The sequence below is a fragment of the Chryseobacterium sp. CH25 genome, from assembly GCF_004119455.1.
Lineage (GTDB): Bacteria > Bacteroidota > Bacteroidia > Flavobacteriales > Weeksellaceae > Chryseobacterium.
This window is the reverse complement of the sequence record NZ_NRQT01000006.1, coordinates 130,611-154,927: the sequence shown is the minus strand read 5'-3', so window position 1 is coordinate 154,927 and position 24,317 is coordinate 130,611. Positions and strand designations below refer to the sequence as shown.

20 protein-coding genes and 2 pseudogenes are annotated in these 24,317 nt (G+C 35.9%); 10 read left to right on the top strand and 12 right to left on the bottom strand.

The features are described from left to right. Positions 1-44: 44 nt before the first annotated feature. The 9 genes from BOQ64_RS15765 to BOQ64_RS15725 all read right to left on the bottom strand — a co-directional run bounded on the left by BOQ64_RS15765 (position 45) and on the right by BOQ64_RS15725 (position 7,925). Entirely contained in the window at positions 45-1,358 is a 1,314-nt protein-coding gene (locus BOQ64_RS15765) for an exopolysaccharide biosynthesis polyprenyl glycosylphosphotransferase (RefSeq protein ID WP_228448418.1), read from the bottom strand. Positions 1,359-1,458: 100 nt separating this feature from the next. Then, positions 1,459-2,088 (bottom strand): 7-carboxy-7-deazaguanine synthase QueE, encoded by a 630-nt coding sequence (locus tag BOQ64_RS15760; protein WP_129059143.1) that lies wholly within the window; start codon positions 2,086-2,088, stop codon positions 1,459-1,461. Between the two features lie 7 nt (positions 2,089-2,095). Further along, positions 2,096-2,980 (bottom strand): bifunctional 5,10-methylenetetrahydrofolate dehydrogenase/5,10-methenyltetrahydrofolate cyclohydrolase, encoded by an 885-nt coding sequence (locus tag BOQ64_RS15755; protein WP_129059142.1) that lies wholly within the window; start codon positions 2,978-2,980, stop codon positions 2,096-2,098. A gap of 44 nt (positions 2,981-3,024) precedes the next feature. Next, positions 3,025-4,665, bottom strand: coding sequence for a glucose-6-phosphate isomerase (pgi, locus tag BOQ64_RS15750; RefSeq protein WP_129059141.1), 1,641 nt, complete (start codon positions 4,663-4,665; stop codon positions 3,025-3,027). Between the two features lie 195 nt (positions 4,666-4,860). After that, complete coding sequence (locus tag BOQ64_RS15745) at positions 4,861-5,466, bottom strand: hypothetical protein (RefSeq protein WP_129059140.1); 606 nt, start codon at positions 5,464-5,466, stop codon at positions 4,861-4,863. Beyond that, entirely contained in the window at positions 5,456-5,965 is a 510-nt protein-coding gene (locus BOQ64_RS15740; RefSeq protein WP_129059139.1) for an RNA polymerase sigma factor, read from the bottom strand. The genes BOQ64_RS15745 and BOQ64_RS15740 overlap by 11 nt, the downstream gene beginning before the upstream one ends. A gap of 23 nt (positions 5,966-5,988) precedes the next feature. After that, positions 5,989-6,153: a TraB/GumN family protein gene (locus BOQ64_RS24595; RefSeq protein ID WP_129059138.1), complete on the bottom strand. Its 165-nt coding sequence runs from the start codon at positions 6,151-6,153 to the stop codon at positions 5,989-5,991. A gap of 58 nt (positions 6,154-6,211) precedes the next feature. Next, positions 6,212-6,862, bottom strand: a complete 651-nt coding sequence (locus BOQ64_RS15730) for a TraB/GumN family protein (protein ID WP_129059137.1) — start codon at positions 6,860-6,862, stop codon at positions 6,212-6,214. Positions 6,863-7,004: 142 nt separating this feature from the next. After that, positions 7,005-7,925 carry a DUF4349 domain-containing protein gene (locus tag BOQ64_RS15725; RefSeq protein WP_129059136.1) on the bottom strand — a complete coding sequence of 307 codons (921 nt, stop codon included), beginning with the start codon at positions 7,923-7,925 and terminating at the stop codon, positions 7,005-7,007. Positions 7,926-8,134: 209 nt separating this feature from the next. Here BOQ64_RS15725 and BOQ64_RS15720 point away from each other — a divergent pair. Further along, positions 8,135-9,492, top strand: a pseudogene (locus BOQ64_RS15720) (acyl-CoA dehydrogenase family protein). Positions 9,493-9,537: 45 nt separating this feature from the next. Here BOQ64_RS15720 and BOQ64_RS15715 read toward each other — a convergent pair. Beyond that, complete coding sequence (locus BOQ64_RS15715) at positions 9,538-9,915, bottom strand: MauE/DoxX family redox-associated membrane protein (protein ID WP_129059135.1); 378 nt, start codon at positions 9,913-9,915, stop codon at positions 9,538-9,540. A 153-nt stretch (positions 9,916-10,068) separates the two neighbouring features. On the opposite strand from BOQ64_RS15715, the gene BOQ64_RS15710 reads away from it, so the two are divergent. Then, entirely contained in the window at positions 10,069-10,317 is a 249-nt protein-coding gene (locus tag BOQ64_RS15710; protein WP_129059134.1) for a bacteriocin-like protein, read from the top strand. A gap of 81 nt (positions 10,318-10,398) precedes the next feature. Here the strand turns inward: BOQ64_RS15710 and BOQ64_RS15705 are convergent, their stop codons facing one another. After that, positions 10,399-11,511 carry an AI-2E family transporter gene (locus BOQ64_RS15705; protein ID WP_129059133.1) on the bottom strand — a complete coding sequence of 371 codons (1,113 nt, stop codon included), beginning with the start codon at positions 11,509-11,511 and terminating at the stop codon, positions 10,399-10,401. A gap of 193 nt (positions 11,512-11,704) precedes the next feature. Next, positions 11,705-14,108: pseudogene (gene lon / locus BOQ64_RS15700) on the bottom strand (endopeptidase La). 260 nt (positions 14,109-14,368) lie between these two features. Between lon and BOQ64_RS15695 the strand changes: the two are divergent. The 8 genes from BOQ64_RS15695 to BOQ64_RS15660 all read left to right on the top strand — a co-directional run bounded on the left by BOQ64_RS15695 (position 14,369) and on the right by BOQ64_RS15660 (position 24,304). Beyond that, positions 14,369-16,522, top strand: coding sequence for a peptidylprolyl isomerase (locus BOQ64_RS15695; protein ID WP_129059132.1), 2,154 nt, complete (start codon positions 14,369-14,371; stop codon positions 16,520-16,522). 127 nt (positions 16,523-16,649) lie between these two features. Further along, a complete protein-coding gene (locus BOQ64_RS15690; RefSeq protein WP_129059131.1) occupies positions 16,650-17,600 on the top strand; it encodes an MlaD family protein in 951 nt (316 codons plus the stop codon). 8 nt (positions 17,601-17,608) lie between these two features. Then, complete coding sequence (locus BOQ64_RS15685; protein WP_129059130.1) at positions 17,609-18,940, top strand: (Fe-S)-binding protein; 1,332 nt, start codon at positions 17,609-17,611, stop codon at positions 18,938-18,940. Between the two features lie 88 nt (positions 18,941-19,028). Further along, positions 19,029-19,814 carry a (Fe-S)-binding protein gene (locus BOQ64_RS15680; protein ID WP_045501437.1) on the top strand — a complete coding sequence of 262 codons (786 nt, stop codon included), beginning with the start codon at positions 19,029-19,031 and terminating at the stop codon, positions 19,812-19,814. 33 nt (positions 19,815-19,847) lie between these two features. Continuing rightward, entirely contained in the window at positions 19,848-20,984 is a 1,137-nt protein-coding gene (locus BOQ64_RS15675) for a hypothetical protein (RefSeq protein WP_129059129.1), read from the top strand. Positions 20,985-21,242: 258 nt separating this feature from the next. Beyond that, positions 21,243-21,731, top strand: a complete 489-nt coding sequence (locus BOQ64_RS15670) for a hypothetical protein (RefSeq protein WP_129059128.1) — start codon at positions 21,243-21,245, stop codon at positions 21,729-21,731. A gap of 183 nt (positions 21,732-21,914) precedes the next feature. Then, complete coding sequence (locus BOQ64_RS15665) at positions 21,915-23,063, top strand: glycosyltransferase (protein WP_129059127.1); 1,149 nt, start codon at positions 21,915-21,917, stop codon at positions 23,061-23,063. Continuing rightward, on the top strand, positions 23,060-24,304 hold the full coding sequence (locus BOQ64_RS15660) for an oligosaccharide flippase family protein (RefSeq protein WP_129059126.1): 1,245 nt from the start codon (positions 23,060-23,062) through the stop codon (positions 24,302-24,304). Before BOQ64_RS15665 ends, BOQ64_RS15660 begins: the two co-directional genes overlap by 4 nt. Positions 24,305-24,317: the final 13 nt, after the last annotated feature.

Genomic DNA, 24,317 nt, shown 5'->3' with positions numbered 1-24,317 from the left:
GAAGTCCGGAAAATGTTAAAATTATCCTAACCTTAGCAATTGTTTTATTTTGCGTTTTTATCCCCTCCAATAACCAGCAAAATAGTTTTTAATATAATAACCAGATCCAGAACAAAACTCCAGTTTCTTACATAGAAGGCATCTGCAAGAACTCTTTTTTTCATTTCTACCTCCACATCTCCAAAGTCACCACGGAGTCCGCTTACCTGTGCAAGTCCTGTAATACCAGGGCTTACCATACTTCTTAAACTATATCTTCCGATTTTTGGTTTGTAATAGTTATCAACGGCTAACATATGAGGGCGAGGGCCTACTACAGACATCTCACCTTTTAATACATTGATAAACTGGGGTAGTTCATCAAGACTGGTTTTTCTCAAAAATTTACCCACCCTGGTGATTCTTGTGTCATTTTCTTTGGTTGTACTGGTTGTAGACTCATCATTAACCACCATAGTCCTGAATTTTATACAACTGAACACTTCCTCATGGAACCCATACCTTTTCTGCAAGAAAAAAACAGGACCTTTAGAGCTTGTTCTTATTAAAATAGCAATGATTGGGAATAGCCATGTACAGATGAAAGCCAGAACAAATATGGAAAAGAAAATATCAAACGTTCTTTTCATCAGAAAATTGGAATAATAATCTAATGGATACCTTGCCTGGCTAAGTACGGGCTGGGTTTGAATATAAGCCAGATCATACAGGAAAAAATCACTTTGAGTGATACTTGGTATCAATGAAATATGAACTTTATTTTCCTCAGCCAGTCTGAATATTTCAGATTCAGCATTTTCACTGTAAGAATTTTCTGTAGCAAGAAATAGGGTATGGATCCCATTTTTTTTCCAGAAACTTACCAATTGAGCAGCACTGGCATCTGCATTTTCATGTTCAAATATCCTGTATCCGTAATCTTTACGTTCTTTAAAAATGTTTTTCAGGATCTCCGTAGAATCACTGTTTCCTAAAAACATGATATTTCGATAGTTAGCTCCTAAAGATCGCAGGTACTTAATAGAAAAATAGATGAGTGATTTTGCTAAAAAGATAAATATGAGCAGATAAAATGACAGCCAGTAAATATCTGAGCTGAAGAATACATTATTACTGACCTTCCCAATAAGCAGAACACCCAGTATAAAGGATATGAAATGAATCAAAAGCCTTTCCAGAAAGAGCGTATACGTAAGGTTCCTTGGTATATTGTATATTTTTGTCCTACCGCTGAGAAGCACCCAGAACAAAAATAACAAAACCAGAGAAAAAGCGTTCTGGTACCAGGTTTCCTTATGATATTTCAGGTTTTCGTTTCTGCTTATAAAAAAGAATATGAAGATAGATGCAATAACCATAAGGTCAAGCAAAATAATGATCGATTTCAGGTATCTAGAGTATCGAATTCTCTGCATCTATCGGTATTATAACAGGAAGGGCCAGCTAATGTACGTATTTTTAAGGTATATTCAGATATTTATGGGTCTGAACTGAAGCCTGCCATTCCGGATGTTCCAGAATAAAATCTGTAATCTTAGGATACATATCATCTCTCTTGCTCCATTCGCTCTGAAGATAAAGCTTACAGTTTTCAGAAACTTTGGCTGCCTGTTCCTCTGCAAATGCAAAGTCATGATTGTTGAAAACGATAACTTTAAGCTCATGGGCTTTTTGATAGATCTCTTCTTTGGGTAATCCAGTTTTCTTCGGGGATAGGGTAATCCAATCCAAATGTCCACTCATAGGATATGCTCCTGAAGTTTCAATGTGAATAGTGCATCCAAGTTCCTTTAATTTGGAAGTCAGAATTTCCAGATTCCAGGTAAGAGGTTCACCTCCTGTAAGAACGATGGTTTTACAATGTTTTGCGGCTGTTTCTGCAATTTCCACAGCATCCATCAACGGATGAAGCTCCGGATCCCAGCTTTCCTTTACATCACACCAGTGGCAACCCACATCGCAACCCCCTAATCTGATGAAATAAGCGGCTTTTCCGGTGTGTGCTCCTTCTCCCTGTAAAGTGTAAAAATGCTCCATTACAGGGAGCATTTTACCTTCTTTTAATAAAATATCTTGTTCTTTATTCATTTTAAAATTAGTCGTTATAGACCGAAGTTTTATAAGCAATGATGGTGTTTTTCATCAACATTGCTCTTGTCATAGGGCCTACTCCTCCAGGAACCGGTGTAATCCAGCTTGCCTTTGCTGCACAGCTGTCAAAATCTACATCACCGGCAAGGTAATATCCTTTTGGAGAATCATCGTCTACTCTTGTGATACCTACGTCAACAATTACGGCACCTTGCTTAATCATTTCTCCTTTTAAGAAATGAGGATCTCCCAAAGCTGTAATAACGATGTCTGCCTTCTTAGTATATTCTTCAATGTCTTTTGTGTATGAGTGTGTAAGGGTAACGGTTGAATTTCCAGGGAAATCTTTTCTTCCCATCAAGATACTCATTGGTCTTCCTACAATTTTACTTCTTCCGATGATTACACAGTCTTTCCCTTTAGTCTCAATATTATATCTTTCCAGTAATGTTAAGATCCCGAAAGGAGTTGCCGGTAAGAATGTGTCCATTTCAAGAGCCATTTTTCCGAAGTTTTCAGGGTGGAATCCGTCCACATCTTTTCTTGGATCAATAGCATTGATGATTTTTTCCTGATCAACCTGATCCGGTAAAGGTAACTGAACAATGAAACCGTCAACTGCTTTAGATTTATTAAGTTCGTCAATTGTTTCCAATAATTCAGATTCTGAAACTGTGCTTGGGAATTTGATTAAGCTGGATTGAAATCCTACTTCTTCACAGTCTTTTACTTTTGCATTTACATAAGCCTTGCTTGCTCCGTTGTTTCCTACAAGAATTGCGACCAAATGAGGGGCCCTTCTTTTGCTTGCAAGGATTTTTTCCACTTCAGCTTTGATCTCTGCTTTGATTTCCTTGGATACTTTAAGTCCGTCAAGAATTTCTGCCATTTTTACTTTTTACTTTTATTTAGATTTATTTTTACTTTCCTTTTTTACTTAAATTCTTTATAATAGTTGATCAAACCATTTGTAGAACTGTCATGTGACGTTACGGTCTCCTTGCTTTCAAGCTCTGGTAAGATTTTGTTAGCAAGTACTTTACCTAGTTCTACTCCAAACTGATCGAAACTGAAAATATTCCATATAACACCCTGAACGAAGATTTTATGTTCGTACATAGCGATTAACTGACCTAGTGTAAATGGAGTTAATTCCTTGAATAATATTGAGTTAGTTGGAGTGTTTCCGTGGAAAACCTTAAAGTTTAACAGTTTATCAATTTCTTCATCGGATTTCCCCGCATTTCTAAGCTCTTCTTCTACTTCTTCTTCCGTTTTTCCGAAGGCAAGTGCTTCAGTCTGAGCGAAAAAGTTTGCTAATAATTTATCCTGATGGTCAGAAACCTTATTAGAGCTCTTAGCATAAGCAATAAAGTCTGCCGGAATTAATTCTGTACCTTGGTGAATCAGTTGATAGAATGCATGTTGTCCGTTTGTTCCAGGTTCTCCCCAAATAATTGGTCCTGTTTCATATTCTACGAATTCTCCATTTCTGTCTACACATTTTCCGTTACTTTCCATATCTCCCTGCTGAAGATAAGCTGCAAATCTGTCCAGATATTGTGAATATGGAAGAATAGCATAGCTTGTTGCTGCATAGAAATTACGGTACCAGATTCCTAAAAGCCCCATTAATACAGGAACATTTTCTGCGAAATCTTCGGTTTGGAAATGTTGGTCCGTATCAAAAGCACCTTTTAAAAGCTGCTCAAAGTTTTCATAGCCAACCGCCAATACAATACTTAATCCGATAGCACTCCAAAGGGAGTATCTTCCACCTACCCAATCCCAGAATTCGAAAATGTTCTCTTCTGCAATTCCGAACTGTTTAACAGCTTCAATATTAGTAGATAAAGCCACGAAATGTTTTGCTACATCTTCCTGTTTCCCTGCCTTAAGGAACCAGTCTTTTGCTGAGTTGGCATTCGTCATTGTTTCCTGAGTGGTAAATGTCTTAGAAGCAATGATGAATAGAGTAGTTTCCGGATTCAGGTTTTTAACAACCTCTGCAATATGATTTCCGTCTACATTGGACACAAAGTGAACGTCCAGCCTTGTTTTAAAGTGCTTTAAAGCCGAACAAACCATTACAGGCCCCAAATCTGAACCTCCGATTCCGATATTTACCACATCTGTGATCTCTTTTCCACTGAACCCTTTATGTTCTCCTGAAATGATTTTTTCAGAAAACGCTTTCATGTGGTTCAGTACTCTTTTGATCTGTGGTTTAATGTTTTCACCGTCAACAAGGATTTCACGATCGGAAAAATCTCTCAAAGCAGTATGTAAAACTGCTCTTCCTTCCGTTTCATTGATTTTATCTCCGGAGAACATTTTAGAAATAGCATCTTTTAACTGACATTCTTCTGCCAGGTCTAGTAAAAGTTCTTTTGTTCTTGAATCAATCAGATTTTTAGAATAATCAAAAAGATAGTTCTCCTTTTGCAGAGAGAATTCTGTAAAACGATTCGGATTGTACTGAAAAAGACTTCTTAGTTCAAGATCGTTGGATGCAAAATGTTCATCAAGGGCTTTCCAGCTGTTGGTTTGTATAGGATTTATTTTTGATAGCATATTGTTGAGAATTTATAGTTCAGAAAAATAATACGCCGGATCAAGATTTGTAGAAATCCATAACGATTTATTTCTGATTTGCAAATTTAAGGAAAAATAAAACCTCAAATAAATTTGAAGATGATAAATAACGATTTTTTAAAAAAGACAACCTCAGAAATGATCTGAGGTTGTCTTTTTATGAGGTTTAAAATATTATTCCTCTATTTCATTCAGTATGTTTTCCAATTGTTTGGCAGGGCGTCCGTAGATGTATTTTGTCCAGAGAATAATACTGGCCACCACAAAAATAGTTCCCAATAAAACCGTTACAATTAAAGCTGTCTGACTCGTGTTGGTAATTTCAGATAATGTTTTTCCTTTTTCTTCCAAAGTATTGTAGATTACTAAGCCAAGAGTAAGCAGGAAATGAGGTAACAGTAAAAATCCAAAGGACTGGTATCTCTCCATATTCAGCTTAAGTTCATGATAAATTTTCCAAAGACTGTTTTTAGTGTTTCCTGTATAGAGCTCAGTTTGCTTGTAAAATTTATAGAATCCGTAAAGGTAATAGGTTGAAATAACGACCATCATCACATAGGATATATAATAAATAAGGTACTGAGAAGATGGGAATTTAAACTGTAAAGGAAAGAATCCTATAAGAATGATAGCTATTACCTGTGCCGGAAATTCTTTTTTCATGCTCTTCTGAACTTTTTCAATAGGATGTTTGCTCTCTTTTAACTGTTCTATAGTTTCCGGAATATGAACATTGCTGTCTTCATTATTCCACTGTTCTTTTAATTGATCAAAATTCATAACCTGATTTTTTTATGATTTGCTGTATTTTTTCTTTTGTTCTGTTGAGTTTTACACGGGCATTTCCTTCGCTAAGCCCGAGGTTGCTTCCAATTTCTTTATGTGACATTCCTTCCATGAAATAGAAGATGACAGCCTTTTCCAGAGAATTCAGTTCCTGCACGGCATGGTAGAAAATCTCCAGCTGTTTATCTTTTGTAGGATTGTAATCTTCCTGTTGTACTTCAAAATGATGGGGTGAGTCTGTATGATTTTTTGCTCTCTGTTTTTCTTTCTTTAAAAAAGTAATGGCAGTGTTGATGGCAACCCGATACATCCAGGTAGAAAATTCACTGTTTCCTTTGAAGTTTTGATAAGATTTCCACAGCTGGATAAGGATTTCCTGCTGAAGATCTTCCCGGTCTTCTATGGAATCTGCATAGATCCGGGAAGCTTTGTATAAAATGCCTTTGTGCTGATTGACAAGCTTTAAAAAGGCTGTTTCAGTGGGAGTACTCACAATAGTTTCATGGTTGGTTATTATTATAAGTTGGATACAGGCTTTACTGTATATCCTTTTGCTTTAAGAAGGTTGATGAGCCCGTTATTACCCCATAAATGTCCACCGCCTACAGCAAAGAAAGAGCTTTGTTTTTTCATTATTTCAGGCATTTTCTCTGCCCATTTTACATTTCGGTCGGTCAGCATGAATTTTTCCTGTTTTTATTCATGAATTTTGGGTTTTTAATGAGCTGATCCAAGCTTTTTAAATTTTCATTTTAAATGCTTCCGTCATTTTTTGTGAAGCAATAGTATATTCATTACTTAATTTTAGCTGAGATATTACCTCTTTCAGATCATATGATTGGCCAATGGCATTAACTTGGTCGTCAACCTTTTCCAGTCCACTGATGTTTTTCTTATTTTTTAAGGCAGCTTTTAGCAATTCAATTTCATACATCTTCACTTCATTTGGGGGACATGGGATGGCTTTTGTAGCAACAAGAGAATAAAGAGCTTGCGGGCTTTGATTATCAACATTTTTCAGGTTGGTTCCGTAATCAGCCAGTATTTTATCCAGCTCCTTTGCTTCCTCAGGAGTCAGTTGCTCAGAAATCTTTTTATCTGCAGCCATCATTTTCTGCATGGCAGCCATTTCATTTTGATCCGTGTAATTAATTTCCATTACAAAGTTTTCAGCTTGATTAAGGGCGTTCCAGGTTTTAGGTTTTATCTCAAAATCTTTGTTGCATAAGATATGAAATGTTCCGGCAATGTAAGAAGGCTTAGAAAGTCCGTTTCCGGATATTTCCCATAAAAGGCTGTTCTCATTTTCTGTATTCTTATTCTGTGCAGTAGCTGTAGTGAAATGTATTGACAGTAATGCAGCGAATCCAAGTTTCATTAAATTTTTCATAGTATATATTTTTTTGATTTTCTATTCTTTTAAACAGTAGGTAAGAGGGGTATTACAATCGTTACAGATTTTTTTAAAAAAAATAAAAACCTCCTGAAAACAGGAGGTTGTAAAATCTAAAATTATGATGATAACCTATAGGTTAGGAGCTCTGTTCTGAAGGTTTAGAAAGTTCAGATCTTTTTACTTTTCTTTTTCTTAGGAAATAAAACAGTCCGCCTGCAATTAATACGATGGGCCAGATGTTGATAAGACCAACAATAATTCTTTGAATCAGATAAAATCCATAGACGAAACCATCTTTAGCATCATGGATAAAATTGTATTTGTATTTATTATCAATGCTGTCTGTATTGGTAACTGCAATTTCTGCAATGCGTAGTTTGGGTTCTTTGATGTAGATGTCAACAGTGCTGTATTTCAGGTTGTCGGCCATATTCAAGGTATTCAGTTTTTGAAGGTTTCCTTCAGACATGTTATTGTCATCCAGGGTTACTTTGTCTTTATTGTTTTTTATCTTCTCAATATTTTCTGAAGTCTTCTGGTTTCTTTTTGCTTCCAGTTCCGAATATTTGATATTGGCTGTAACATCTTCTGCATTAATTGTTCTTGAATTTAAAAATAATTTGCTGGTGTTGATCGCTGTTAGAAGCTCTCCCAATTTTTCAGTAGGTACTCTTACCTGCATTGTGTTTTCAGTCTTGTATTTTTTGATGAGCATGGCTTCCGTGTCAGAAGTGTTGTAAGTGTCTTCATAAGCTACATTGCTTTGCAGATTGCTTTTGGTAACAAAACCTCCAAGATCCTGAACAGACTTTTCAATAGAAATAGTAGCATTGTAAACATCTTTCACTTCCATATTCACATCTGCAGTCTTGATGAACTGTTTGTCTTTTACTTCCATACTTGCAACAGATGAAACACTGTCTGCTACAACTGCTGCAGAATCCGTTGTAGCTTCATAACTTTTAAGTTCACCGCTGGTGGCTTCACCCTTTTTACATGAATAGATACCCAGTAAAAGAAGGGTTGATAATGATAGTGTAATATAATTCGTTTTCATAGCGTAAGATTTTTGAGATTTTGCTTGAGTCAAAGTTCAGTCAGGATTCTTTGTAATGTTTGAAAATGAGAAGCAAAAAACTTGTAAAGAGAAAATTGTATTTTAATGTTTTGATTATTAGTGTTTTGTAAATGATAAGTGAGTTTGGAGTTTGTTTTCGGAGTAATTTTTGCTTATCTTTTTACAAACCAAAATCACAATATATCATTATGTCAAATACCTTTTCTAAAATCAGAAATGCCATTGGGCTATTTACATCTATAGATTTTGAGCAGCTGAGTGCTATTTCTCAAAAAGTAGATCTTCCCAAACTGATGCATAATTTTTCAAAGTTGGATGATAAACAGCTTTCGGGACTTATGAAAATGTTGGATCCCGATAAGAAAAAGAAAGAACTTCCTCCCATTGATGGTGATTTTTACGATATCTACCATACTCTAACCCCTGAACAACGGGAAATTCAGCTTAAAGTAAGAGATTTTATGGAAAAAGAAGTGAAGCCTTTGGTAAACCATTACTGGCTTAGAGACGAATTTCCTTTCGAACTGATTCCAAAATTTCAAAAACTGGATATCTGCGGAGTAACCTATGAAGGATATGGCTGCCCGGGAATGCCTTTTCTGATGGAAGGCGTTATCGCTATGGAAATGGCAAGAATAGATGCTTCTATTGCTACCTTTTTGGGGTGCAGTCTGGGTTGGCAATGGGTTCTATCTATATCTGTGGTTCAGAAGAACAAAAACAGAAATGGCTTCCGCAGATGCAGAAGTTTGAGAAAATAGGTGCTTTTGGGCTTACAGAACCGGAAGTAGGTTCCGGAGCAGCTGGCGGACTTACGGTTACTTGTAAGAAAACAGAGGAAGGCTGGATTTTAAATGGGCAGAAAAAATGGATAGGAAACGCAACTTTTGCAGATCTTGTAATTATCTGGGCAAGAGATTTGGATAGCGGAGAAGTGAAAGGATTTATTGTTGAAAAAGATAATCCCGGATATTCTGTGGAGAAAATCAAAGGTAAAATGGCCTTACGAATCGTTCAGAATGGATTAATTACTCTTAAAGACTGCCTGGTAGCAGAAGAAAATCGTCTGCAGAATGCCAATTCATTCAAAGATACAGGGAAAGTTCTGAGAATGACGAGAGCAGGAGTGGCCTGGATGGCAACAGGATGTGCAAGAGGAGCTTACGAAAGTGCTTTAGCATATACCAGAACAAGAGAGCAGTTCGGAAAACCGATTGCTTCCTTTCAGATGATTCAGGGGCACTTGGTGGAAATGTTATCCAATCTTACCGCGATGCAGACTATGGTTTTCAGATTGTCTGAAATGCAGGATGAAGGAATTTTAAAAGATGAACATGCTTCACTAGCTAAAGTTTTCTGTACATTAAGAACCCGGGATATTGTGTCCAGAGCAAGAGAAGTGATGGGGGGAAATGGTATTCTTCTTGAATATGATGTTGCCCGTTTCGTAGCAGATGCTGAAGCTATTTATTCTTATGAAGGCACAAAAGAAATTAACTCGCTCATCGTAGGACGATCGATTACGGGGTTCAGTGCTTTTATATAATGAAAGATAACGGATTGGATTCAGTTATCTATTAGTTTTCAGGAATTATCCAACCAGATTTTTATACTTTTCTCTGTTGTCGATTAATATCCAGAGATTAATCAGAAATAGTATTCCGGAAATACAGATCCCTGTTGTTGAAGGATCTCTGTAAACATTATGGATCAAAATTCCTGTTAAAACCGGTAGGATGATAATGGCGCCCAGAGCTCTTGTTTTTGGAAAAATAAATAATAGACCACCAATTACTTCTACAGCTCCTACCAATGGTAATAACCATCCTATTTCTCCAAATGCTGCATACAGTTTCATTTGCGCATCAGTAAGTGGGGGAACCGGGTTGTAATGAAAGAATTTGTCTAATCCTGCATTAATAAACATAACTCCGAATAAGATGCAGATGATGAGTTTAATGATTTTCATAATAAATATTTTATATCAAATGTAAAATAAAAACATAAGTATATTGTGATTTTATTAATAAAATAAAACATTGGCTATGTTAATGATGAGTTAAAGTTGTGTTTTGCCTCATTTTATTATTTATATTTGAGTACAAACTAAACTAATAATTTTATGTTGAAAAATCTTAAAAAACTAAATCGAACAAACTTAAGAGAAATCCAGGGAGGAGCAGGTATTGGGAAATGTGATATCGGACCTGTAGGGTGTCCATGTAAAATTCCACCTGGTGATCCTTGTTTAGGAGGCCCTGGTGGTGGAGGTGGACCTGATTATGGATACTGTCCAGATATACAGGCTAATATTCTTTGTACAGAAACCTGTCCAAATGGAATGCACCCCTATTGTGCTGCAAGTGTATAAGGGTATACAAATAAAAATAAGGCTGCTTTTTAAAGCAGCCTTATTTATTATTCATTACTTATCATTTATTACTAATGATGCTTAGTCCATTTCTTTCAACGTAATATTCTTTGAGATCTTATAACTTTTCTTCTTTTTGTTTGGTCTTTCTTCTTCTCCAAGCAATTTTCCCCAAGGTTTTAAATCGTCCACTTTTTCACAGATGATTTTAATAATGGCAATGGCAGGAATACAAAGAAACATTCCGGCAATTCCCCATAGATGTTCACCCAAAAGGATTCCTATAAAAGAAAACAAAGCATTAATCTTTACTCTGGAGCCTACAACAAATGGAAGTACAATATTTCCGTCTACAGCATGAATACCGATATAACCGATCGCCACATAGATACAGATTGAAGGACTTCCAGTAGCAAATGCAATAAAACAGGAGATAAGAAGTGAAATGAAAATACCCAGATAAGGAATTACATTTAATAATCCTGTTAACACTGCTAAAAGAATAGCATATTTTACTCCTAAAACAGTAAGAACAATAGAGGTTAGAATTGATACGATGATAACCTGAAGACAAAGTCCGAAGATGTACTTCTTGGTCATTACACGAATTTCATTCACCGCAGCTTGAACACTTGATTTATGTCTTTCTTTGAAAACAGTAACAATAAAGTTGTTTAAGAGCCTTCTATAATTTAAAATAAAGATGAAAAACAGGGTGAAGAATATGATAAACCCAAATCCGGTTGAAAAAATCCCAAATGTAAATCCTAAAATAGCTCCGGAAGAAGATAGAAGTTTATTCAATCCCTGGTTGATATAATCTACCTGCTCATCTACCTTAACATTGAAGGTTTTGGAAACCCAGTGCTGAGCATTATTAAAAACAGTAGTAAACTGCTCTCTCAGGTGGGGAAGATCCTTGCTGAAATCTGATAACTGATTGGTGAAGAAATAGATGATTCCTGCCAAAATCATCAGCATAATGAACACGGAAGTCATTGTTGATACAGATCTCGGAAATCTTAGTGTTCTTTCCATAAAAGTAGCGGCTGGTAAAAACAGCATGGCCATCAGGAATGCAAAGAAAAAAGGTGCTAAAATAGTTTGCCCCAATGCCAAAAGATATCCGATTCCAATAACCGAAATAACAACAAGGGTTAATTTAACCAGAAAAGGAAGTCTGAGAAAGTTCATAATCTAAAAATATGCAGTGTGGAATAAAAATAAGAAAAACCCATCGAACTGAAGAATTTTTTATTCAAACAGTGTGAATTTTTCTCTCTGCATATCAAAATCCATTCCTAAAACCTTCTGTAAAAGCAGAAACACGCTCTGAAATTCAGAACGTGTTTCTTATTGAGAAGTTAATATGTAAATAAGTTGTTTTTTATTTATCAATGGCGATGTCTATGACTTCTTCCATTCTGTTGACATAGTGTACTTTCAGATTCTTTAAATAATCTTTCTTAATTTCTTCTACATCTTTTCTGTTAGCTTCGCAAAGAATAACCTCTTTTACTCCAGCTCTGGTAGCCGCAAGAAGCTTCTCTTTAATTCCACCTACAGGAAGAACTTTTCCTCTTAACGTAATTTCCCCTGTCATCGCAAGGTGAGGTTTAATCTTTTTGTTTTTGAAAGAAGAAACCATTGAAGTCAGCATTGCAATACCTGCAGAAGGTCCATCTTTAGGAGTAGCCCCTTCAGGAACGTGAACGTGGATATTTTTCTTATCCAAATCTTCCTGAGCAATTCCCAGTTCATCATGTTTAGCTTTAATGTATTCCAACGCAATAGTAGCAGATTCTTTCATTACGGTTCCCAGATTTCCGGTCATCGTTAAAGCACCTTTTCCATTGCTCAGAATGCTTTCAATATATAAAATGTCTCCACCTACACTGGTCCATGCAAGACCTGTTACCACACCGGGAGCATCTGTAATTTCAGATAAACTTTTTGGTCTTGGAACACCAAGGATTTCATCTACTTTTTCAAGAGAGATTTTTGGATCGTATTCTTTTGCCAAAGCTGTTTGTAAAGCTACCCATCTTGCAACTGAAGCAATTCTTTTTTCTAATGTTCTTACCCCACTTTCAGAAGTGTGAGCCTCAATAATATGTTTAAGTTCAGGATTTCCAAGCTTGAATGATTTCGTATCCAAACCATTTTCTTCCTGCTGCTTTTTGATTAAGTGACGTTTAGCGATCTCAATCTTTTCTTCAAGAGTATATCCTGCAATCTGAATAATTTCCGTTCTGTCCAATAGCGGAGTCTGAATGGTTGAAAGAGAATTCGCTGTAGCAATAAACATTACTTTAGACAAATCATAACCCATTTCAAGGAAGTTGTCATAGAATGATTTATTTTGTTCAGGATCAAGAACTTCTAAAAGTGCAGAGCTTGGATCTCCGTGAAGTCCCTGTCCAATTTTATCAATCTCATCCAGAACAATTACAGGATTTGAAGTTCCTGATTTTTTGATAGATTGAAGAATTCTTCCAGCCATTGCACCAATATAAGTCTTTCTGTGTCCACGGATTTCACTTTCGTCGTGAAGTCCGCCCAAAGATAATCTTACATATTTTCTGCCTAAAGCATCAGCAATAGACTTTCCTAATGAAGTTTTACCCACTCCCGGAGGTCCTACCAACAATAGAATAGGAGACTTCATATTATTTTTTAATTTCAAAACAGCCATATGTTCCAAAATTCTTTTCTTGATATCTTCAAGTCCGAAATGAGCCTTGTCTAAAACTTTTTCAGCCTTTGCAATATCAAAAATATCTTTGGTGTAAGTTTCCCAAGGTAGATCTGTAAAGAAATCCAGATAATTTCTTTGTACGTTATAGTCCGGAGAATTTGGATTCTGTCTCTGTAATCTTCCTATTTCTTTTTGGAAGTGATCTTCAACTTCCTGGCTCCATTTCTTTGTTTTTGCTTTAGCAATAAGGTCTGCCACATCACTTTCAGGTCCACCACCCAATTCTTCCTGGATCGTTCTGATCTGTTGGTTAAGGAAATATTCTCTTTGTTGCTTATCAAGGTCTTTTGAAGTCTTCTGATGGATCTGATTTCTCAGTTCCAGCTTTCTGAAATCTTCATGCATCATTTCATAGCATTTGTTAGCTCTTTCCATGGTGCTTTTTTCCTCAAGCAATTTTTGCTTTTCTACAGATGGGAAGCTTGCATTAGTGCAGATGAAGTTCAGTAAATCATCATTATTGTTGATGTTTTTGATCGCAAAATTGGCAGCATTAGGAATATTAGGATCCAGCTCAATAATTTTTAAAGCAAGATCTTTAATGTTTTCCAGTAAAGCTTCATATTCTTCCTGATTTTTAGGCTTAGTATCCTTTAGTTTGGTTATTTCAGCTTTAAAATAAGGTTGGTTATCAACGATTTTTTGATTTTAAATCTGTGGAAACCTTTGGTAATTGCAGTAATATTGCCTTCAGGAAGTTTTATAATCTTAATAATCTTCGCTAAAGTACCGGTTGTATAGATGTCCTTTTCGGTAGGTTGCTCAAGGTCAGAATTCTTCTGGCTTACAATTCCGATAAAATCTCCGTTTTTTTGCGCTTCCTCAAGAAGTTGTATGGATGTTTTTCTTCCAGCTGTAATAGGGATTACCACATTTGGAAACATAACCATATTTCTTACAGGAAGTATTGGGAATATTTTCTGTTCGGAATTTTTTCAGTCTCTCCAAAATCGGAAAGATTGATTTCTTCAGTGACAATATCAAAACCATCGCTGATCATTTCTTCTAAACTTATATCTTCAAACTCTGTCATAATAGATCGAATGACAAATTGTCATTTTCGTTTTTAGTCGTTAAAGGGATTTTTTATAATATGCCCTGAAAACGTGTGCTATATTATAATGTGTTAGATTGCACAATACTTATGCCATTTGTTTTTTGCTAAAAAATATGGTCAAAATTTCCTTTTTTAGATAATCTTTAGCATTTAAAATTAAAATAAAGAACTTCTGCTTCTCTAATTTCTTAAAAATGTGTATTTTCGCAAACTGATAAAAAACTATAATTTATAAAATGGCAATTTTAGGACAGATTAGGAGTAAGCCTTGGCTTTTAATGGGAGTAATAGCCTTAGCGCTTTTGGCGTTCTTGGTGAACCCAGACAGTATCGACAAGGTTTTTGGTAAGAATCCTGACGTTTTAGGAAAAGTAAACGGTGAGAAAATCACCCGCGAAGAGTTCAATGATCAGCTTTTCGTGCTGCAGCAACAGGCTGAACAACAAGGTCGTCCAAAAAACGGACTTGAAGAGCAGGCTTGGCAGTTACTTGTTCAATCTAAGCTTATCAAGCAGCAGTTTGAGAAATTGGGCTTTGAAATGACTGATGATTATTTCTGGAATCAGATCCAGTATGATCAGATGTTCGCTCAAAATCAACAGTTCTTTGATGAGAAAGGGAACTTTAAAACTCAAGAGCTTAAAAAAGAAATTGAAACATTACAGAACACTAACCCTCAGGGGTATGCTCAATGGTTGAAAACCAGAAAATCAATTGAGTACAGACTGATGGCGAGACAGGTGTTTACCAATATTTCAGCAGGAATTACTACTGGTAAAAAAGAAGCTGAAGAATTGATGAAAGAAAGAGATCAGCTTGCTGACATCGACTTTGTGAAGGTAGACTATGCAGCTTATCTTCAGAAAACAAAGATCAATGTTACTACAGAAGATCTTGCCAACTACATCAAGCAGCACCCGGTGATGTTCAAAGCTGAACCTAGCAGAAACTTAGGTATTGTATTTTTCCCTTCTAAGCCAAGTGCAGCAGATGATGCAGCCGCTTTAAAGGAAATTACAAAATTATACTCAGGAGGAACAGATGCTAGCGGAGGAACTGAAAACTTCCAGAATACAAAGAATGACTCTATGTTTGTAATGGCAAACTCAGATTCACCTTTCAATCCTCAGTATGTGAAGCCTACACAATTGCCTGCTACTATACAAGGTCAGATCGCAACAGCTGCGGTTGGACAGACTTTTGGTCCGTACAAAGAACAGAATTTCTATGTAGTTTCTAAACTTGTAGGTAAGAAAACTTCAGATTCTACATTATCAAGACATATCCTGATCGCTTTCAAAGGAAGCCCTGCAGGAGATGGAGTAACAAGATCTAAAGAGCAGGCTAAGAAATTAGCAGACTCTATTGGAGCTATTGTAAAAGCTACACCAGCTAAATTTACTGAGTTCCTTAAACTTTCAAATGATCCAAGTTCTGCTGCACAAGGTGGTAGCCTTGGTTGGACAACTCCGGAAACACCTTTTGTTCCTGAGTTCCTAACTTATCTTGCAAACAATCCTAAAGGAGCAACAGGTGTTGTAGAAACTCAGTTTGGGTACCACATCATCAATATTGAAGATAAAAAATCTGGTTCAATGGGGTATAAGGTGGCTAATCTTGTAAAAGAGATCAAACCTTCAGATGCTACAGAAGCAGAAACAGATAAAAATTCCAGAAAATTCATTCAGCAGGTTCAAGGGAAGTCTTTCAACGATTTCGTGAATATTGCTAAGAAAGGAAACTTCCAGTATACTAATTCTAAAGCTGCGAAGAGATTCGAAGGACAGCTTCAGGGCTTAGGTACTGAGAAAGACGGTGATATCCTTGCTTGGGCTTTTGATAAGAAAAGATCTAAAGGAGATACAGAATTATTCAATGTAGACGGAACAGGAGACAAAATTGTTGTATACTTAAACGGAAAACAAGAAGCTGGTCTTGCTGATCCTGAATCTGTAAGAGATCAGATTGAGGTAATTGTTAAGAATAAATTAGCTGCAAAACAAATCTCTGATAAAATTGCAGGAGCAAAAGCTTCAGGTTTAGATCAGATTGCTGCATTATTTGCTACTACAAAACAAGCGGCTCAGGTGAATCTATTGAACCCTTCAGTAAATGGAGCAATGGAACCTAAAGTTGCCGGTGCAGCATTCGGAGTTGCAAAAGGTAAACTTTCTAAGCCGGTTGAAGGTGGAACAGGTGTTTATGTATTGATTAAAAAATCAGAGACAGTAAACAAACAACCTGGTGATATTAAGCAATTTACTGAGTCTATTTCTCAGAGAAATGCAGGAATGTTCGGACAGGCTTGGTTAAAGAGTCTTCAGGATAACGCAGATATCCAGGACTACAGAATCGAGATCTGGAACAAGCTGGGAAATCAGCAACAATAAAAGATTTACATCTATCAATATAAAAGCGACAATTTTTTTGTCGCTTTTTTTGTATTTATGGCAGAACAATAAAGGAAAAGATTTATTTAAAATGTACTATATTTGCTTATTAGAAAAAAATTAGCAAGTGAAGTTCAGTAAAGAATTAAAAGCTGGTGTGATTGCACTTCTAGCTATCGTAGGCTTTGTGGTGTTGTTTCAATTTATGAAAGGGAAGAGCCTTTTTACTACCGACAATATCTTTTACGCAAAATATGACAATGTAGAAGGCCTTGCGCAGTCTTCAGCAGTCTCTATTAATGGTCTTAAAGTAGGCCAGGTAGATAAGATCATTCCTCAGACAGGAAAGGATGGTAAAATCAGTTTTGTTGTAAAAATTACAGTTGATAACAAATTTGAATTTTCAAAAAACTCATCACTGGAAATTTTTGAACCGGGATTAATGTCCGGTAAGGAAATGAGAGTAAATCTGGCATATGGCGGAGCTACAGCAAAAGATGGAGATACCTTGAAAGGAGCCTTCAAATTGGGAATGATGGGAAGTCTTTCTTCTCAGGTAGGCCCGGTAAAAGATCAATTACAGGTTGTTTTACATAGAGTAGACTCTCTAATGGCGAATGCCAATCAGCTTGTAGATGCTCAGAACAGAGCAGAAATTAAAGCGTTATTATCCAACCTTAATAAGACAGTGGGAGCATTGGAAACCACTGCAGGAAGTGTAAACAGCCTTGTAGGTCATAATGATCCTAAATTACAGAAAGTATTGGATGATGCAAGTCTTACAATGCAAAGTGGAAAGACAACATTAGATAAATACGGAAATCTTGCACAAAGCATTGATACCAAGCAGTTAAATGCAACTATTGCAAATCTGGATGCCACCGTAGGAAAACTGAATCAGGTGATTGGCGGAATAGATAAAGGAGAGGGAAGCTTAGGTAAGCTGATGAAGGATGATAAATTATACAACAACCTGAATTCAGCATCTTCTAATTTGAATTCATTGATTGAAGATATGAAAGCGAACCCTAAGAGATACATCAATTTCTCAGTTTTCGGTAAAAACAATAAAGACTAATACGCCTTATGCAGTACATCGATAACATTATTTTCCTGATTCTATTAGTGGCCGGATTTGGACTGTTTGCCAAAAGCCTGCTGAAGATCTATAGAAATATCAGACTTGGTCACGAGATCAACAGAAACGACAGAAAATCTGAACGCTGGAGTACCATGGCAAGAGTGGCTATGGGACAGAGCAAGATGGTGAAACGTCCTGTTGCCGGGATTTTACACCTTTTCGTGTACGTAGGTTTTGTGATTATCAATATAGAACTTATTGAAATTATTGTTGATGGACTGTTCGGAACACACCGTTTTCTAGCTTCAGTTTTTGGAAATGGATTCTATAGTTTCTTTACAGCAACATTGGAGATTCTTGCTCTTCTTGTTGTAATAGGAGTGGTGGTATTCTTTATCAGAAGAAACTTTTATGGAGTTAAGAGATTAACCATGAAAGAACTTTTCGGATGGCCAAAACAGGATGCCAACTGGATTCTTATCATTGAGTTTGCCTTAATGATGGCTTTCTTTAAAATGAACGCAGCTGATTGGGTACTGCAACAAAGAGGAGTAATGCCTGCACTGGGAAGTTTCCCGATTAGTTCTACTATTCTGGGACCTATTTTTAGCAATTTCGGTGACGGTTTCCTACACTTTACAGAAAAAGGAGCTTGGTGGTTCCACTTTGTAGGGATTCTGTTCTTCATGAATTACTTGTATTATTCAAAGCATTTACACATTATTTTAGCGTTCCCAAGTACTTGGTATGCTAATCTTGATAAAAAAGGAAAATTCAACAACCTTGATTCTGTAACAAAAGAGATCAAATTGATGATGGATCCTAATGCAGATCCTTATGCTGCACCGGCAGAAGGAGCTGAAGCAGATGTTCCTTCTAAATTTGGAGCTGAAGATATATTTGACCTTAACCAGGTACAACTACTGAATGCTTATTCTTGTACAGAATGCGGACGTTGTACTTCTGTTTGCCCTGCCAACATTACAGGTAAAAAACTATCTCCGAGACTGATCTTAATGAAAACAAGAGACAGGTTGGAGGAAGTTGGAAAAAATATTGATAAAAACGGAAAATTTGTAGACGACGGCAAAAAGCTGTTGAATGACTATATCACTAAGGAAGAACTTTGGGCTTGTACTACATGTAATGCATGTACAGATGCCTGTCCAGTATTGTTAGATCCACTTTCTATTATCTTCGAAATGAGAAGATTCCTGGTAATGGAACAGTCCGCTGCTCCACAGGAATTGAATCTGATGATGACGAACGTAGAAAACAACGCTGCTCCTTGGCAGTATAACCAGGCTGACCGTCTGAACTGGGCTTCAGAAAATTAAAAACTAATCGATTTGAAAATTTGAAAATTGATTAACGCTAGTTCACTTTCAAATTTCCAAATCCTCACCTTTTCAAATTGAAAAAGAAATGGATTTCAATATAAAAACAATGGCAGAATATGCTGCCGAAGGAAAATCACCGGAAGTTTTATTTTGGGTTGGATGTGCAGGAAGTTTTGACGACCGCGCCAAAAAAATTACAAAAGCATTTTGCAAGATATTAAATAAAATAGGGGTTGAATTTGCAGTCTTAGGACAGGAAGAAAGCTGTACCGGAGATCCTGCGAAAAGAGCTGGGAATGAATTTGTTTTCCAGATGATGGCCCTTACCAATATTGAAGTTCTTAATGCTTACGAAGTAAAGAAAATTGTAACAGCTTGTCCACACTGTTTCAATACCCTTAAAAATGAATATCCAAGTCTTGGCGGGCACTTTGAAGTAGTTCATCACACACAATTCCTTAAAACCTTAATGGAAGAAGGAAGACTGAAAATTGAAGGTGGAGCATTCAAAGGGAAAAAAATTACTTTCCACGATCCTTGTTACCTTGGACGTGCGAACGATGAATATGAAGCACCAAGAATATTATTGGAAAAGCTTGATGCAGAGCTTGTAGAAATGAAGCGTTGCAGAACAAACGGACTTTGTTGTGGAGCTGGTGGTGCACAGATGTTTAAAGAGCCTGAAAAAGGAAATAAAGACATCAATATCGAAAGAACAGAAGAAGCTTTATCTTTTGAACCTAAAGTAATTGCAACCGGATGTCCATTCTGTAATACGATGATGACAGACGGTGTAAAACACTTCAATAAAAATACTGAAGTTGCAGTAAAAGATATCGTTGAGCTTCTTGCTGAAGCAGACGATTTATAATCTTACCGGTCACACAGACTGTAATATTGCTGTATGAAGGTTAAATGGGGCATTTCCCTTTTGTTTATAATATCCATTCTTACGTTTCTAACCTATTGGAATTATAACAACAGAACATATGATTGGGATATGCCAGGATACCTGGGGAGTATGTTCACAACTGAATTTCCTGATTCACCGGAGAAAGTTCGTGAACTTACATTCTCATCCATAAAAAAAGAAGCCTCTGCAGATCAATATAACAATCTTATAGGGGTGAAACCCTGGGCTCCAACGAGGCAATACTTTGCGAAAAATACACAGTCTTTTACAGAACAGCTACCTTATTTTCAGATAAAAATAGGGTATGTCTTGGTGATTACTCTTTTTTGTAAACTTGGCCTTTCACCACCAATGTCTGTATTATTTACGGGGCTTATTTCTTATTTTATTTCAGGATTATTACTGTTTTATACGATTAAGATCCTGTTTCCGGAAAAGTATATACTTGCTGCTCTTTTAACAGCTGGGATTATGCTTATGCCAACAATGACTTATATGTCAGGAGAGTCTACTCCGGATATGTTTATTTTTCTTTTCCTCTTAATTTTTGTGATAGGGCTCATAAAAAGCTGGAGCAAATGGAGTATATTCTTACTTCTTCTGGTTATGATCTTTATACGTCCGGATTATATTACATTTGCTTTAACTTATTTAGGTGCCATTTTTTTATACAGCTACTTTGCAGAAAAGAAAATGGAAATTATTCTTATAGTACAGGGCATTGTAATGTTATCCATATATGCATCTATCATGAAACTGTATAATTATCCTGGTTGGACGGATCTTTTTTATGACTCATTTATTTATAGAAGACCCATTATTTCATCGCAGCCGGCTCATGTGAGCCTAGATATCTATTTACAGATTATTTACACAAAAATAATAGCTTTTAAAAAAGTAACTCTGGCAGTTTCTATTATGACAGGATTGATTTTTTGGATATCGAAAGATACCTGGATAAGAATGATTGCCGCTCTTTTCTTTGTGAATGTCTATATCAAATTCTTTTTCTTTCCACAGTCGGGGGACCTAAGACTTTTCTTTCCGTTTATTTTTCCACTTTTTATCATGATACTTTTGGCATTGAGTCAAAAATATAACCATATTAAAAGTTCTAAAATTGTATAATTTTATATATGAATGTTATTGGGTTATATCATCATAGAAATAAACAATATAGTATTAAAGTACTCAGACCACAGTGAAGAAGAGCTGACCTGTTTATTCGCTTATAAAGCTATTCCCAGACAACAGTATTGAGTTGAAATGAGAATTCTTATCATGCTGTATTTGAATACCTCTTGTGAAGAAGAATATTTTTACAGGATATAAGTCACATTCTGTCTGAAGAAAAAATCGTAATTTTATCCTCTAAATTGATTAGATATGAAAATTGAAGAATCAAACGTTGTAGAAACAAACGACTACAGAGTCATTATATATCCGGCATCAAGACCATTTGAGACCAAAGAGGCAAAGGTAATCACTGAAAAACTTTTTGATTTCCTGGCAACCTGGGCAGCACACGGAAAACCACTTTCATCGTCATTTAAGATTGAAAAAAATCAATTCATCATCATATGTGTAGATGAAGAGAAAGAAATGGCTTCTGGTTGCAGTATTGATGCTTTAGGTAAGGTCATGAGAGAGATTGATGCAGAGTATCAGTTGGGATTATTTGACAGAATGAAAGCAAGTTTTGTAGAAAATGGAGAAGTGAAAACATTAAAACTTCTTGATTTCAAAACCAAATTAAGAAACGGAGAACTATCAAGAGACATTGAAGTCTTTGATTTTTCTAAAAATACCTATCTGGACTTTTTAAGCCACTTTCTTCTTCCTTTGGAGAAAAGCTGGGCGGCAGGTATCAGCTAAGTATTTTGGATCAGCAATAATGTAAGGATGATGTATATCGTCCTTTTTTTGTGTTTAAAAATCTGGAAACTCTGAAATCCCATAAGAGCTCGGATAAAAGATGGAAATTTATTACCTTTATCCATTGTTTGCTGCAGTGTGGTTTGCACAAAGGCTCAAACACAGATACAACTCAATAACATTTTGAAAAGAAAAAAGATACTCTTCATCTCATCATGGTTTCCTAATCAGTTAGAACCTACTAACGGTAATTTTGTGCAAAGACATGCGGAAGCCGTTTCATTATCTTGTGATGTTGAAATACTGCATGCTATTGGTAATTTTGAACAGAAGGAATTATATGTCTATGATGACAGAATCATAAACGGTATCAGAACTTTAATCATTTATTATAAAAACTCAAAAAATCCGGCTCATAACTTCTTAAGAAGGATGAGAGCCTATTTAAAAGGGTTTGAAAAACTGAACAGACCAGATCTTGTTCATGCTAATGTTCTGCATAACAATATGCTTTTTGCTGTTTATCTGAAGAAAAAATATAAAATTCCATTTGTAGTTACAGAACACTGGACGGTTTTACAAAAACAGAATTTATCCAAAACACCGGGTAATATTAAACGTATTGCCAGATATATTGCAAAACATGCCGGATATATCCTGCCTGTAAGCTATAACCTGAAAGAAAGTCTGAAAGAGTTAGGAATCACAACGCCAATGAAAGTCATTTCCAATGTTGTAGATACCGATGTTTTTACTGTTAAACCTAAAATGGAATCATCAGAACATGTGAAATTTCTTCATGTATCAAGCCTCATTCCCCGTAAAAGACCTAAAGATATCATTAATGCAGTGCACCAGTTACACGAAAAGGGATATCATGTTAGACTGGAAATAGGGGGAGATGGAGATTCTGAATCATTGATGGATTTGGTTAAAAACTTATCTGCTGAAGAGTATATAAACGTTTTTGATGCCATAAGTTACGCTGAAGTTGCTGAAAAAATGCAGAACTCAGACTATTTTATCCTATTCAGTGAAAATGAAACTCAGGGTTGTGTAATTCTGGAGTCTTATGCATGTGGAAAACCTGTGATATCAACAAAGGTTGGCGGGGCTGCAGAGTTTATTATAGATGGATTGGGTATTGGAATTGAAAAAGATAATACAGATCAACTGTATAAAACGTTGGAAAAAATATGCAGAAAGGAATATACTTTTAAAAGTGAATCCGAGATCAGGAACTTTGCTGTGGAAGGATATTCCCGAAAGGCTATTTCTCAGCAGTTTGTGAAAGTGTATGACGAAGTTCTTTCTAAAAATAGAATCTTGTGAAAAGTCTGAAAGATTTTTTAAGAAGTTTTTTTAGCAATAGTGGGCATCATGTTTTCTTCTCATTCCTTATTGCCAAAATAAGCAGTTTTCTGGGATCTTTGCTGATTATCAGATTGCTACCGGAAAATGAGTTTGGAATTTTAAGCATTGTTCTTTCTGTTTTAACCATTTTTATTCCGTTTACAGGATTTGGGAGCAGCCAGAGCTTAATGAGGTTTGGCTCCATGTCATTGGATAAAGAAGAGAAATTAAAAATCTCATCTTACTTTTTTTTCAAAGGAATTCTGTTTGAACTGATCCTTATCCTTTTGTTTTTATGCACTTCTGTTTTTTATTTTCATAAGTATGAAGACATCTTTATTATTTTTATAGCCTGTGCTGTAAGACTCGGAGGTTTTTATTTTTTGAATCACATTCAGGTTTTTTATAGGATAACCGGTAAAAATCAGACATTTGCGAGAATTAATAATGTAGTGAATATTGGTGGGTTGTTACTTGTTTTGGTGCTTACCTACTTTTTTAAATTTTATGGATATCTTATCGCCATAAGTATTGCTCCTTATTTATCATTATTCTGCTTAAATAAAGAGATATATGCTCATCGTACAGTAAGACCCGGAAATTATAAAGAAATGTGGCGATATGGGATTTTTACAGCGTTAACCTCTCTTACTTCAGATGCTTTATACTCATTGGATATACTTTTGCTTGGATTTATGATGAATGAAAATGCAGTTGCCAACTACAGAACTGCTATTCTGATTCCTTCTAATGTTATTTTTCTGGCGACCAGTTTTCTGCAGAGTGACTTTCCGGTACTTTCAAAAAATTATAAGGATAAAAATTTCCTGCAGTCTTATGTGGTGAATTTTAATAAATTTTTCATTCCGATCTGTCTGGGAATCCTGATTTTCTTTTATGTATTTAAAAAATATATTATCATTGTCTTCTTTGGGGAGAGCTATGTGGAAAACACCACATTATTTATGATTTTATCAATAGGTTTCACATTGGGAATGTTGACCCGAAACCTTTACGGAAACCTTTTACCGGCAGTAGGAAAAGTAGAAATAAATGCATGGATAGGTACAGGATCACTTATATTTCTGGCTGTGCTTGCTTATCTATTGGTTCCTGCTTATGGAGCCATTGGAATGGGAATTGCAATGACGGCAACACTGCTTGCTTCTGGTTTGGGATTTCTGTTTTTTTTCTTTTCCTACTTAAGGAAACTGCCTTAATGATAAAATCTTT